The sequence below is a fragment of the Arsenophonus endosymbiont of Aphis craccivora genome (assembly GCF_013460135.1).
GTDB classification, from domain to species: domain Bacteria; phylum Pseudomonadota; class Gammaproteobacteria; order Enterobacterales; family Enterobacteriaceae; genus Arsenophonus; species Arsenophonus nilaparvatae.
Map to the genome: position 1 here is coordinate 917,939 of NZ_CP038155.1, position 13,215 is coordinate 931,153.

The following is a 13,215-nucleotide window of genomic DNA, read 5'->3' on the forward strand; positions in this document are numbered from 1 at the left end:
ATTAGCCGCCAGGATGGCTCCCTCTGCTACACCTATTATCCGATCCTGACGCTGTGTGGCATACCCAACAACGTCATACGGTTCAGCGCTTTGACCATCGCCATTGCTTCACCTACCTGAGCCTCATAGTCACGCAGCCTCAGATGGCCACCCAGCAAAGTTTTTATGCGGAACATCGCTGTTTCTGCCACTGAACGCCGGTGATAACCCACTTTCTTTTTCCACATATCATTACTCCTGCTCAGACGCTGATTCGCCACCGCATGGTTACGTTCATGGTACTTGTCCGGCCAGTATTTCGCTCCGCTTCGCGGCGGGATAAGGGGCCTGATTTTCTTTCTTAGCAACGCATCGTGGTAGTAACAGGCGTCATAAGCACCGTCTGCTGACACTTCCCTGATTTTCCGGTGGGTTTGGTTAATCAGGCCCGGCAGTGCCTGCGCATCTGTCGTTCCGCTGAGCGATAAGTCGGCACAGATAATCTCATGAGTCACACTGTCTGCTGCCAGATGAAGCTTGCGCCACACTCTTCGTCTGTCAGCCCCATGCTGCCTGACTTTCCATTCACCTTCGCCAAAGACCTTCAGACCGGTACTGTCGATGACCAGATGCGAGATTTCACCACGCGTTGGCGTTTTTATGCTGATGTTGACGCTCTTTGCTCGTCTGCTGACCAGCGAGTAGTCCGGACAGCACAGCGGCAAAGACATGAGTTTAAAAATCGAATAAACGAAGCCCTGTAATGCCCGGAGCGACAGGTTAAACACACGCTTCATCATCAGGACAGTGGTAACAGCCATATCGCTGTAGTAAAGCGGCCGGCCACGACCTTCAGGCGAAGAACTGTCAGTCCATCCAGCGATGGCCGACTCATCAAGCCAGACCGTCAGGGAACCGCGTTGTCTGAGTGCCTTGTTGTACGCGGGCCAGTTGGTAATTTTAAACTTTTGCTTTGCCATGGGGACCTGATGTTGAAACGAATTTAGCGATCAGCTCCGCCAATCACCTAAAAGTTCGATTTATTCAACAAAGCCTGTCTTTATATGAAACAAAAACATAAAATATTTACAACAAATTAAATTACTTAAAATTAACAAAAACAAAACAAGAGAAGAGGATGAGTAGCATGAAAATAAGGCGTATTGCATTGTTAATGTTAGTATTTCCCGTCACTAATATTGCCAACGCAGCTGAAATATATAATCAAGATAGAAATAAGCTAGATCTTTACGGAAAAATTGATGTGAGAAATCATATTGGTAAAGGTAAAAGTGGCGGAGATGATTCAAGAGTTCGGGTTGGAATTAAAGGCAGCACCGAAATTTCCGATAACCTTACTGGATTTGGTCAATTTGAATGGGAAACAATGGTTAATAAAACAGAGGATAACCATATCGATAAAAATCGATTAGCCTACGTTGGAATTAATCATAAATATTTAGGTTCTATTGATTACGGCCGTAATTATGGCGTGCTATATCATATTGACGGCTGGATTGATGTCCTGCCAATATTTTTGGATGATGGCATATCAATGCCGGATAATTATATGAACGGTAGAAATAGAAATTTACTTACCTATCGCAACAATAATTTATTTGGCTATATTGATGGATTAAACATTGCATTACAATATCAAGGAAAAAATACGGATAATAATAACTCAGGTGTAAGTACAGCCAAGCAAAATAACGGTGACGGCTACGGTCTATCAGTGATTTATAATACTGATTTTGGACTAAGTTTTGGCGGCAGTTATAGTAATTCACACAATGTCAATAATGACACGGTTAATTACTATGCCAATGGCACACGCGCAGAAACTTGGAGTATTGGTGCGAAATATAATGCCAATAACGTCTATCTGGCATCAACTTATATTGAAACACGTAATACGACACCTTTTGGCTCGACAAATACCAACATTGCACCTAAAACAGAAACTTGTGAAATTGTCGCTCAATATACATTTGATTATGGTTTGAAACCATCATTAGCTTATATTCAGGCTCGATGGAAAGGTCTTGGAGAATATGGAAATAATTACTTAAATAAATTCATATCACTAGGCTCATTCTACTATTTTAATAAAAAATTTGCTGCACTGTTAGATTATAAAATTAATTTATTAAATAAGAATAAATTTACTGAAAATTACGGCATTAGCACTGATAATGTTTTAGGCATAGGCTTAGTCTATTATTTTTAATTATATTTAATATGGCTTTGTTGAATAAATCGAACTTTTAGGTGATTGGCGGATCTGATCGCTAAATTCGTTTCAACATCAGGTCCCCATGGGCTTTGTTGAATAAATCAGAATTAGCCGACAGGATGGCTCCCTCTGCTACACCTGTTATCCGATCCTGACGCTGTGTGGCATACCCAACAACGTCATACGGTTCAGCGCTTTGACCATCGCCATTACTTCACCTACCTGAGCCTCATAGTCACGCCGGCTCAGATGGCCACCCAGCAAAGTTTTTATGCGGAACATCGCTGTTTCTGCCACTGAACGCCGGTGATAACCCACTTTCTTTTTCCACATATCATTACTCCTGCTCAGACGCTGATTCGCCACCGCATGGTTACGTTCATGGTACTTGTCCGGCCAGTATTTCGCTCCGCTTCGCGGCGGGATAAGGGGCCTGATTTTCTTTCTTAGCAACGCGTCGTGGCAGTAACAGGCGTCATAAGCACCGTCTGCTGACACTTCCCTGATTTTCCGGTGGTTTTGGTTAATCAGGCCCGGCAGTGCCTGCGCATCTGTCGTTCCGCTGAGCGATAAGTCGGCACAGATAATCTCATGAGTCACACTGTCTGCTGCCAGATGAAGCTTGCGCCACACTCTTCGTCTGTCAGCCCCATGCTGCCTGACTTTCCATTCACCTTCGCCAAAGACCTTCAGACCGGTACTGTCGATGACCAGATGCGAGATTTCACCACGCGTTGGCGTTTTTATGCTGATGTTGACGCTCTTTGCTCGTCTGCTGACCAGCGAGTAGTCCGGACAGCACAGCGGCAAAGACATGAGTTTAAAAATCGAATCAACGAAGCCCTGTAATGCCCGGAGCGACAGGTTAAACACACGCTTCATCATCAGGACAGTGGTAACAGCCATATCGCTGTAGTAAAGCGGCCGGCCACGACCTTCAGGCGAAGAACTGTCAGTCCATCCAGCGATGGCCGACTCATCAAGCCAGACCGTCAGGGAACCGCGTTGTCTGAGTGCCTTGTTGTACGCGGGCCAGTTGGTAATTTTAAACTTTTGCTTTGCCATGGGGACCTGATGTTGAAACGAATTTAGCGATCAGCTCCGCCAATCACCTAAAAGTTCGATTTATTCAACAAAGCCTATTAAGTATTAAAATTTTTGAGCATCGTTGATAATTATAAAGCGCTTGTTTTTTTATTGGCAACATATCAACTTTTGCTGGAAAAAATCCTCTTTCTAGAAACCAGTGAGTACTTCGGGTTGTTAATACAAAAAGTTTTTCTAAATTTAAATTGTTGGCTTGTAGAGTAATGTGTTTAAGCAGTTTTTCACCCCTTGATAAATTAAGATAATCAGGATGTACAGCCAGGCAAGCCATTTCTCCAGACTTTTCTTCTAAATAGTCATAAAGTGCTACGCAAGCGATGATCATATTTTCTCGCTCGATGATAGTAAATTTGTCAATTTCTATTTCTAATTGCTCACGTGAACGGCAAATTAATATTCCTTGCTGTTCCAACGGTTGAATTAATTCTAATATTTCTGCTATATCATTGATATTAGCTAGACGAATTTGTTCACAATTTTCCATGATAATTTGGCTACCGATACCTTCATGAGAGAAAAGTTCTTGTAATAAAGCACCATTCTCTTGATAGCTTATCAAATAGCTACGACGAACACCTTGCCGGCATGCTTTAATTGCGCTATATAAAAAATGCAGTATGTCAGAATGATTATTTGGCTGTTTTTCCAATTCAGCAATATACTTTTCAGCTTCATTCGGCGAGAGTTCCGATAATCTATTGCCATTTTTATCACTAATTCCTTGTGAAGAGCAAAATCCAATTAATTTTTCTGCTTTTAATTTTATTGCCAATTGTGTTGCGATTGTTTCTGTAGACAAATTAAAACTTTCTCCGGTGACCGAAACAGCAATTGGGCTAATTAATACAATGTAGCAGTTTTTTACATGATGGTTGATGGATACTTCATCGATTCTTCGTATACCTCCGCTATGGCAGTAATCAACACCATCGTCAATCCCTAAAGGTTGAGCAATAATAAAATTACCACTGACGACATTTATATGGGCACTTTGCAATGGCGTATTGTTGAGACTAATTGATAACAGAGCAGTAATATCTAATTGTAATGTCACCGATATAAGGTATTTGCATCAGTGACGCAAATATTTTTATGGTAGATTATAGGATATTGTTGGTTTATGAGTTTTTTATCTATCTGTGGGCGTATGCCGGCTTTGTTGAATAAATCAGAATTAGCCGCCAGGATGGCTCCCTCTGCTACAGCTGTTATCCGATCCTGACGCTGTGTGGCATACCCAACAACGTCATACGGTTCAGCGCTTTGACCATCGCCATTGCTTCACCTACCTGAGCCTCATAGTCACGCAGCCTCAGATGGCCACCCAGCAAAGTTTTTATGCGGAACATCGCTGTTTCTGCCACTGAACGCCGGTGATAACCCACTTTCTTTTTCCACATATCATTACTCCTGCTCAGACGCTGATTCGCCACCGCATGGTTACGTTCATGGTACTTGTCCGGCCAGTATTTCGCTCCGCTTCGCGGCGGGATAAGGGGCCTGATTTTCTTTCTTAGCAACGCATCGTGGCAGTAACAGGCGTCATAAGCACCGTCTGCTGACACTTCCCTGATTTTCCGGTGGGTTTGGTTAATCAGGCCCGGCAGTGCCTGCGCATCTGTCGTTCCGCTGAGCGATAAGTCGGCACAGATAATCTCATGAGTCACACTGTCTGCTGCCAGATGAAGCTTGCGCCACACTCTTCGTCTGTCAGCCCCATGCTGCCTGACTTTCCATTCACCTTCGCCAAAGACCTTCAGACCGGTACTGTCGATGACCAGATGCGAGATTTCACCACGCGGTGGCGTTTTTATGCTGATGTTGACGCTCTTTGCTCGTCTGCTGACCAGCTAGTAGTCCGGACAGCACAGCGGCTAAGACATGAGTTTAAAAATCGAATCAACGAAGCCCTGTAATGCCCGTAGCGACAGGTTAAACACACGCTTCATCATCAGGACAGTGGTAACAGCCATATCGCTGTAGTAAAGCGGCCGGCCACGACCTTCAGGCGAAGAACTGTCAGTCCATCCAGCGATGGCCGACTCATCAAGCCAGACCGTCAGGGAACCGCGTTGTCTGAGTGCCTTGTTGTACGCGGGCCAGTTGGTAATTTTAAACTTTTGCTTTGCCATGGGGACCTGATGTTGAAACGAATTTAGCGATCAGCTCCGCCAATCACCTAAAAGTTCGATTTATTCAACAAAGCCGCGTATGCCATAAACAATAACTAGCCGAATACCTAGACTGTGTAATAAACCGATATCGCTAATGATATGAGCAAAATTTTATCTGCGATAGCGTTACCGTTTAATGTAATAACAAAGGTTTTATCGCGATGTATATTAATATAGGGAACAGAGTGGCGAAATTTATTAACTAAATCAGTACGACGTCCTTTCATATGTTCCTCATATAAATGACTGTTCTTAATGAAAGTATTTTTATGATTTTTGACACCAAATAGCAAGAAGAAATGCATGAAAAATCATCATTATTGCTTCAGAATATATTAGTAGCTAATTATTCATAAAGAGCAATTTATTAATGACAGCTCATTAATGATTGGTTAAAGTTTTCTATAGTTATTTTTTTGTTGTTGATAATATTGAGCGGTTTATAATTATTTGATGCTTTAAGTGGATTTTTCGATGGATCATTCAAATCACGGTTTTTCAAGACGACGTCTTCTGCAAGGTGCAGTGGCTACTATGCTGTTAAGTATTAGTCCATTCGGGCTAGCTTCATCTTCCAGTATAGTTGCTATTCGTATCTGGCCTGCCTCTAATTATACCCGAGTAACGTTAGAATCGAATATTGCTTTAAAATATCGTCAATTTGCTTTATCTGGGCCTGATCGTATTGTTGTTGATTTAGAAAATATGCAGTTAAATAGTGTGTTGCAGGGCATTAGCCAGCAAATCAGTTCACGTGATCCTTATTTAAAATTAGTCAGAGTAGGCCAATTTGATCAAAAAACGGTTCGCTTAGTTTTTGAAGTAAAAACTCATGTTGAACCACAAATGTTTACTATTGCGCCTGTTGCTGGTTTTAAACATCGTTTAGTGGTTGATTTTTATCCTGCTTCAGGTGTTTACACTGATGATGATCCGTTGTTAGCGCTATTAGAAGATTATAACAAAGGTAAATTGGATAATACGTTGCCGGTTAAAGCGAAAAAACCAGCGGGTAAAGCCGGGAGAGATAGGCCAATTATCATCATGATCGATCCTGGTCATGGTGGAGAAGATCCTGGTGCTATAGGAAAATATAAAACGCGGGAAAAAGATATAGTATTGCAAATTGCACGTAGATTAAAAATATTAATTAATCGTGAACCTAAGATGAAAGTTTATATGACTCGTAATGAAGATGTTGTTATTCCTTTAAAAGTGCGAGTTGCAAAAGCGCGGAAAATGCAAGCTGATTTATTTGTTTCTATTCACGCTGATGCCTTTACTAATCGTAAGGCGAGAGGTTCCTCAGTATTTGCATTATCGACCAAAGGAGCAACCAGTAATACCGCCCGTTATTTAGCTCAAACACAGAATGAGGCCGATCTGGTTGGTGGTGTCAGTGTCAGTAACAGTGGTGATAAATATCTTGATCACACCATGTTTGATTTAGTTCAGACGGCGACTATTAATGATAGTTTGAAATTTGGGATAGAAGTGCTTAAACGGATAGGTAACGTTAACAAATTACATAAAAACATTGTTGATCAAGCTGGTTTTGCGGTATTAAAGGCACCAGACATCCCGTCAATTCTAGTTGAAACTGCTTTTATCAGTAATATTGAAGAAGAGCGAAAACTAAAGACAGCAAAATTCCAACAGCAGATGGCAGAATCCATTTTTCGGGGTATTAAAGCTTATTTCGACAACGGCGGAAAACTGGCTTTGCGTTAAGTGAGTTAATTAGATAGATAATAGTCCTGTAGGGAAACTAATTTGATATTTAATGAAAGGTGGTTGCGGGGGTCGGATTTGAACCGACGACCTTCGGGTTATGAGCCCGACGAGCTACCAAGCTGCTCCATCCCGCGTCCGATAGCGGCTCACTATACTCAGGATCAGATCCGATGCAAGTTTTTTTCTTAAATATTGCGATATTTTTTTATATTTTGTACATAAAAGAGACTTGATGATTGTTTTTTGTTCTTTTATGCAAATTAGCCATCATGATTATTGATATACTTTGTCAGCAAAAAATCGATAGCGAAATATGTAATCAACAAACATAAATTCATAACTTTTTTAATGGTCATATAAAAATAGTTATTTAATGATTAGCTTAAATCAGTAAAATATTTTATCGGAAATTATCTTATCAAATGGGGTAGTGTATAATTTATTGCTAATTTAAAAATACAGAATAAGATGCAATTCAGTTGATAAGTATGATAAAGATAATATGCTCTAGTCGTTATCACATGATTGACTATGCCATGCAGATGAATAGATAACGAATTAGTTTTTGTTATCATAATAGATTAATCAGGATTTGAATTAATAAATTAGTTTCTTTTTTATTATTGGTGAACACGCTATTTTTGTTAGCTAAGGTTAGACATGCAATTACTTCTTTCAGATGCTTGGTTGCGGCGCTTCGCAGGTATTGGCCGCCTCTATGGTCAAAAAGCATTAATGCTTTTTGCTCGTTCTCACATTTGTGTTGTTGGTATTGGCGGCGTAGGCTCATGGGCAGCGGAAGCATTAGCAAGAACCGGGATCGGCACTATTACTCTGATTGATCTGGATGATGTGTGCGTGACAAATATTAATCGACAATTGCATGCATTAAGCAACACTATTGGTCAATCAAAAGTTGAAGTGATGAAATCACGTATTTTGCAAATTAACCCTGAGTGTCAAGTTAATATTATTGATGATTTTGTCTCGGCCAGCAATCTAGCTGAGTTGATATCTATTCAATTTGATTATGTGATTGATGCTATTGATAGCATGCGGCCTAAAGCTGCTTTATTAGCTTATTGTCGCCGTCATAAAATACCTGTCGTCACAACTGGAGGGGCTGGTGGGCAACTTGATCCGACACAGATCCAAGTCAAAGATTTAGCAAAAACGATCCATGATCCCTTAGCAGCAAAATTACGTGAAAGATTAAAAAGTGATTTTAAAATAGTTAAAAATAGTAATAGTAAAGGTACATTGGGTATTGACTGTGTTTTCTCAACCGAACAGTTAGTGTACCCACAAAGTGATGGAACCGTTTGTAAGGCTAAAAGTAATGCCGGAGGAACAATGCGTATGGATTGCGCCGCTGGTTTGGGTGCGGCAACGATGGTAACTGCTAGTTTTGGTTTTATTGCTGTTTCTCATGTATTAAAAAAATTGCAGCGTAAAATGATAGCTAGCTAAAAAGTATGAAATAATTTTTTTAATTATTAGCGATCAAAGCTCGTGTTGGGCAATTTAGCGAGTTGATTTTCAGTCTAATCTGTTAAGGCAATAGCGTAATTTTCAGCTTGTTGCCAATTAATGGCTTTAATCCAGTCTATAACAGTGTTGAACGCTAACACTCCGGCAATATTTGGCGTACCTGCTTCAAATCGATACAGATACCTAATCCTATTGGGTCATACAGTTTATGGGCTGAGAAGACAAAAAAATCAATGTCTAAAGCTTGTACATCAATACCACGATGCACAATACCTTGTGTACCATCAATCATGACTAAAATATTATGTTGATAAGCTAGCCTAGTGATAGCCTGAATATCGGGTTATTCACCGGTAACATTCGACATTTAGCTAATGGCAATGATCCGAGTTTTTGTGTTAATAAGTGTTGTTAGGTGTTTAATTTACAGTTGTTTAAGTTCTTATAATGGCCATTTAACGACTTGAGCACCAGTCTGTTCAGCCATTATCAACCATGGGATCAAATTGGCATGATGTTCAATTTCGCTAACAATTATTTCGTCATTAGGTTGCAGGCGAGCGCGAAAATAGCCTTGTGTAATAAAATTAATCGATTCAGTACTACCTTTTGTCCAAATAATTTCCTCGGCTTGATTGGCATTGATCAGTTCAGCAACTTTCTTGCCAGTTTGTTCATAAATATGTGTTGTTGTTTGTGCTGTAGGATTTTGGCATAGATCAACGGAGGTATTAATATGTTATTAGTAATCAACCGTGGCCGCGATCATACTCTTGGGCTTAAGGGCTATTGCTGCGCTGTTTAGAAAAATAGTTTTGTCTTGTTGTTGAGTAGCAGGAAAATATTGGCGAAATTGTGTTATAGAAAATGTTTTTGTCATGAAAACGGCTTTGTTGAATAAATCAGAATTAGCCGCCAGGATGGCTCCCTCTGCTACAGCTGTTATCCGATCCTGACGCTGTGTGGCATACCCAACAACGTCATACGGTTCAGCGCTTTGACCATCGCCATTGCTTCACCTACCTGAGCCTCATAGTCACGCAGCCTCAGATGGCCACCCAGCAAAGTTTTTATGCGGAACATCGCTGTTTCTGCCACTGAACGCCGGTGATAACCCACTTTCTTTTTCCACATATCATTACTCCTGCTCAGACGCTGATTCGCCACCGCATGGTTACGTTCATGGTACTTGTCCGGCCAGTATTTCGCTCCGCTTCGCGGCGGGATAAGGGGCCTGATTTTCTTTCTTAGCAACGCATCGTGGCAGTAACAGGCGTGATAAGCACCGTCTGCTGACACTTCCCTGATTTTCCGGTGGGTTTGGTTAATAAGGCCCGGCAGTGCCTGCGCATCTGTCGTTCCGCTTAGCGATAAGTCGGCACAGATAATCTCATGAGTCACACTGTCTGCTGCCAGATGAAGCTTGCGCCACACTCTTCGTCTGTCAGCCCCATGCTGCCTGACTTTCCATTCACCTTCGCCAAAGACCTTCAGACCGGTACTGTCGATGACCAGATGCGAGATTTCACCACGCGTTGGCGTTTTTATGCTGATGTTGACGCTCTTTGCTCGTCTGCTGACCAGCGAGTAGTCCGGACAGCACAGCGGCAAAGACATGAGTTTAAAAATCGAATAAACGAAGCCCTGTAATGCCCGGAGCGACAGGTTAAACACACGCTTCATCATCAGGACAGTGGTAACAGCCATATCGCTGTAGTAAAGCGGCCGGCCACGACCTTCAGGCGAAGAACTGTCAGTCCATCCAGCGATGGCCGACTCATCAAGCCAGACCGTCAGGGAACCGCGTTGTCTGAGTGCCTTGTTGTACGCGGGCCAGTTGGTAATTTTAAACTTTTGCTTTGCCATGGGGACCTGATGTTGAAACGAATTTAGCGATCAGCTCCGCCAATCACCTAAAAGTTCGATTTATTCAACAAAGCCTATTTAGTCTTCAACAAAAAATAACTAAATAGCCAGACTACTATTTGATATTACACAGAAAAATATTGCTATATGCAGATTAAAGCAAAATAAATACAAATAATTATCAACATTAATTTAATTTTAATTAACAAAGTTGCATTATATTTCCCAAAATTAAAATATATATCACTAAAATTTAATTATTTTATTTTAATCTACTATTAAGATCACATTTTTATATCAATCAACTGACTTTCATTTTTTTATTTTGCCAACCTAGGCTTATATTTTTTCGTTTAGTAAATCAAAAAACATTTTATTCGTGAACAAACTCATAAAAACAAAAATTACCATTAGATAAATATATCTGTTTTTATCTAAAGTTATATGCAAATTGAAACGATTCAGCTTGCATAAAATAAAACCTAAAATAGCTTTTGTGGTTTGACTGTATAAAAACTGCAGCGTTCACTCATTTATGTGAATAGGAGAAAACATGTTTGATGTGCCTAAAAAAGATATCCATTTAGCACAAATTGCCGATCATAAACAACATGCCATCGCACAAGTTGCCCAAGCATTGATCAATGCGGGTTACGTTACGCCAGATTATCTAATCGGTATGCAAAAAAGGGAAAATCAAGCGTCAACTTATTTAGGCAATGGTATTGCGATTCCTCATGGTACCGTAGAAACGCTCCATAATGTATTACAGACAGGTGTACAAGTATTTCAGTTTCCACAGGGCATAGATTGGGATAATGGCCACAAAGCTTATATTGTCATCGGCATCGCCGCTAAATCAGAGGAACATTTAACATTATTACGACAACTGACACATATTCTAAGTGATGAAAATATTGCCAAGCGATTGGCAACCACGACATCAATAGACACAATATATAATATATTGCTTGCCCAAGAGTCGATTGATGACTTCATTTTCAACGCTTCCATGATCTCTTTAGATGTTGATACCGACCATATCATGACACTACAAGCGTTAAATATTAATCACTTACAGGATGCAAATGCCAGCAATAATGATTTTATCGTTGATGTGATCACTAATCCACCGCTTTATTTAGGCCAAGGTATCTGGCTGAGTGATAGTAAAAAAGGTAATCTAAAAACAGCAATGGCCATTGCACGCCCTAAAGAGCCTTTATCTTATCAAGATCATCAACTTTGCCTACTTATCACGCTATCATGCAAAGATAATCTAGCTAATAATACTTTAAATCACCTGGCCAATTTATTGATCGATAAAAAAATAGCGAAATTATTACAAGCATCAAATGCCGTACAAGTATTTAGCTTGCTAACGACTGAAACAAACGAAGAAAAAGAGACACTATCCGTGGAGTTTACGTTAAACAATAAACATGGATTACATGCACGCCCAAGTTCACAATTAGTTAATACAATAAAAAAATTTAATAGCAAAGTCACTATTACTAATTTGGATGGAAGCGGAATTCCCGCCAATGGCCATAATATAATGAGTGTCATTGGATTAGTTGCACGTCAAAATCATCGTATCCAATTTAAGATCAGTGGCCCTGACGCCCAAGCAACCTTACATGCTATTGAACAGGTCATTAGCGCTAATATGGATGAGGAAATTGCATGAAAAGTAAGGTTGCTACCATTACATTAAATCCCGCCTATGATTTAGTCGGTATGCTAGACAATATTGAAAAAGGTGCCGTTAACTTAGTTAAAACCCATGGATTATATCCAGCAGGTAAAGGCATTAATGTTGCTAATACATTAAAAAATCTAAATATTAATGTCACTGTTGGTGGTTTTTTAGGGAAAGAAAATTTAACCGGTTTCCAACAGGATTTTAAGGAACGCGGGATCATAAATCGTTTTCATGTCATCGAAGGTAGAACTCGAATTAATTTCAAATTGACAGAAAAAAATAGTGTAGTTAGTGATTTTAATTTTTCCGGTTTTGAAGTCAACAAACAGGATTGGCAGCATTTTGCTCAAGATTCACTGAGCTGGTTAAGCCAATTTGATATGGTATGTGTAAGTGGTAGTTTACCCAAAGGTATCGATTTAGATGATTTTACTGACTGGATGAAACAGCTACGTGATCAATGTATGTGCGTCATATTTGATAGTAGCCGAGAAGCATTGATTGCTGGTTTAAAAGCCAATCCTTGGTTGGTAAAACCAAATCGACATGAATTAGAAAGCTGGATTGGCCACCCCTTACCTAGCTATCAAGAAATTGCCAAAGCAGCACAGCAATTACGCACTCAAGGCATTGCTCACGTTGTCATTTCCTTGGGTGAAGAAGGTGCAATGTGGGTCAACTCGTCCGGTGCCTGGTTAGCCGCGCCACCGAAATGCCAGGTCGTTAGTACAGTTGGCGCAGGTGATGCCATGGTAGGCGGTTTAATCTATGGCTTAATGATGCAAAAAACCAGTGAGCATACATTGCGTTTAGCAACCGCTATCAGTGCCATATCAGTCAGCCAAGGTAATGTTAGGGGCATGGATCGGCAACAACTGACAAAAATGATGAACCGTGTTGAGCTGATCCCATTTCAAATATAA

The 13,215-nt window shown here is 40.4% G+C and carries 9 protein-coding genes, 1 tRNA gene and 4 pseudogenes; 5 read left to right on the top strand and 9 right to left on the bottom strand.

All coding sequences use genetic code 11. The features are described from left to right. Positions 1-35: 35 nt before the first annotated feature. Positions 36-959, bottom strand: a complete 924-nt coding sequence (locus tag E3U36_RS04900; protein ID WP_180817293.1) for an IS5 family transposase — start codon at positions 957-959, stop codon at positions 36-38. A 167-nt stretch (positions 960-1,126) separates the two neighbouring features. Here E3U36_RS04900 and E3U36_RS04905 point away from each other — a divergent pair, with 167 nt between their 5' ends. After that, positions 1,127-2,209: a porin gene (locus E3U36_RS04905; RefSeq protein ID WP_180817294.1), complete on the top strand. Its 1,083-nt coding sequence runs from the start codon at positions 1,127-1,129 to the stop codon at positions 2,207-2,209. A gap of 147 nt (positions 2,210-2,356) precedes the next feature. Here E3U36_RS04905 and E3U36_RS04910 read toward each other — a convergent pair whose 3' ends face one another. The 4 genes and pseudogenes from E3U36_RS04910 to E3U36_RS04925 form a co-directional block, all read right to left on the bottom strand. Continuing rightward, complete coding sequence (locus E3U36_RS04910; RefSeq protein WP_180817295.1) at positions 2,357-3,280, bottom strand: IS5 family transposase; 924 nt, start codon at positions 3,278-3,280, stop codon at positions 2,357-2,359. A 64-nt stretch (positions 3,281-3,344) separates the two neighbouring features. Next, a pseudogene (argA, locus tag E3U36_RS04915) lies at positions 3,345-4,474 on the bottom strand (amino-acid N-acetyltransferase); the annotation flags it as partial. 56 nt (positions 4,475-4,530) lie between these two features. After that, positions 4,531-5,454, bottom strand: a pseudogene (locus E3U36_RS04920) (IS5 family transposase). A gap of 75 nt (positions 5,455-5,529) precedes the next feature. Next, positions 5,530-5,723 (bottom strand): annotated as a pseudogene (locus tag E3U36_RS04925) (amino-acid N-acetyltransferase); the annotation flags it as partial. A gap of 247 nt (positions 5,724-5,970) precedes the next feature. Here E3U36_RS04925 and amiC point away from each other — a divergent pair. After that, on the top strand, positions 5,971-7,227 hold the full coding sequence (gene amiC / locus E3U36_RS04930) for an N-acetylmuramoyl-L-alanine amidase AmiC (protein WP_180817296.1): 1,257 nt from the start codon (positions 5,971-5,973) through the stop codon (positions 7,225-7,227). Between the two features lie 60 nt (positions 7,228-7,287). On the opposite strand, the gene E3U36_RS04935 is transcribed toward amiC, so the two are convergent. After that, positions 7,288-7,364: transfer RNA gene (locus E3U36_RS04935), tRNA-Met, on the bottom strand. A gap of 526 nt (positions 7,365-7,890) precedes the next feature. Between E3U36_RS04935 and tcdA the strand changes: the two genes are divergently transcribed. Then, positions 7,891-8,700: a tRNA cyclic N6-threonylcarbamoyladenosine(37) synthase TcdA gene (tcdA, locus tag E3U36_RS04940; RefSeq protein WP_180817297.1), complete on the top strand. Its 810-nt coding sequence runs from the start codon at positions 7,891-7,893 to the stop codon at positions 8,698-8,700. Between the two features lie 74 nt (positions 8,701-8,774). Here the strand turns inward: tcdA and E3U36_RS13175 are convergent. The 3 genes and pseudogenes from E3U36_RS13175 to E3U36_RS04965 all read right to left on the bottom strand — a co-directional run bounded on the left by E3U36_RS13175 (position 8,775) and on the right by E3U36_RS04965 (position 10,587). After that, positions 8,775-9,457 (bottom strand): annotated as a pseudogene (locus E3U36_RS13175) (aminotransferase class V-fold PLP-dependent enzyme). A gap of 6 nt (positions 9,458-9,463) precedes the next feature. Then, positions 9,464-9,601 carry a hypothetical protein gene (locus tag E3U36_RS04960; RefSeq protein ID WP_180817298.1) on the bottom strand — a complete coding sequence of 46 codons (138 nt, stop codon included), beginning with the start codon at positions 9,599-9,601 and terminating at the stop codon, positions 9,464-9,466. A 62-nt stretch (positions 9,602-9,663) separates the two neighbouring features. After that, the gene (locus E3U36_RS04965; RefSeq protein WP_180817299.1) at positions 9,664-10,587 is read right to left on the bottom strand and encodes an IS5 family transposase; all 924 of its coding nucleotides are present in this window, start codon (positions 10,585-10,587) and stop codon (positions 9,664-9,666) included. Between the two features lie 553 nt (positions 10,588-11,140). Here E3U36_RS04965 and fruB point away from each other — a divergent pair. Further along, positions 11,141-12,277 carry a fused PTS fructose transporter subunit IIA/HPr protein gene (gene fruB, locus E3U36_RS04970; protein ID WP_180817300.1) on the top strand — a complete coding sequence of 379 codons (1,137 nt, stop codon included), beginning with the start codon at positions 11,141-11,143 and terminating at the stop codon, positions 12,275-12,277. Then, positions 12,274-13,215 carry a 1-phosphofructokinase gene (gene fruK, locus E3U36_RS04975; RefSeq protein WP_180817301.1) on the top strand — a complete coding sequence of 314 codons (942 nt, stop codon included), beginning with the start codon at positions 12,274-12,276 and terminating at the stop codon, positions 13,213-13,215. The genes fruB and fruK overlap by 4 nt, the downstream gene beginning before the upstream one ends.

Excerpts from the sequence above, each read along its gene's own strand:
- E3U36_RS04910 (WP_180817295.1), bottom strand. The coding sequence starts at position 3,280 with ATGGCAAAGCAAAAGTTTAAAATTACCAACTGGCCCGCGTACAACAAG.
- E3U36_RS04960 (WP_180817298.1), bottom strand. The coding sequence starts at position 9,601 with ATGACAAAAACATTTTCTATAACACAATTTCGCCAATATTTTCCTGCT.
- amiC (WP_180817296.1), top strand. The coding sequence starts at position 5,971 with ATGGATCATTCAAATCACGGTTTTTCAAGACGACGTCTTCTGCAAGGT.
- fruB (WP_180817300.1), top strand. The coding sequence starts at position 11,141 with ATGTTTGATGTGCCTAAAAAAGATATCCATTTAGCACAAATTGCCGAT.
- E3U36_RS04900 (WP_180817293.1), bottom strand. The coding sequence starts at position 959 with ATGGCAAAGCAAAAGTTTAAAATTACCAACTGGCCCGCGTACAACAAG.
- E3U36_RS04905 (WP_180817294.1), top strand. The coding sequence starts at position 1,127 with ATGAAAATAAGGCGTATTGCATTGTTAATGTTAGTATTTCCCGTCACT.
- fruK (WP_180817301.1), top strand. The coding sequence starts at position 12,274 with ATGAAAAGTAAGGTTGCTACCATTACATTAAATCCCGCCTATGATTTA.
- tcdA (WP_180817297.1), top strand. The coding sequence starts at position 7,891 with ATGCAATTACTTCTTTCAGATGCTTGGTTGCGGCGCTTCGCAGGTATT.
- E3U36_RS04965 (WP_180817299.1), bottom strand. The coding sequence starts at position 10,587 with ATGGCAAAGCAAAAGTTTAAAATTACCAACTGGCCCGCGTACAACAAG.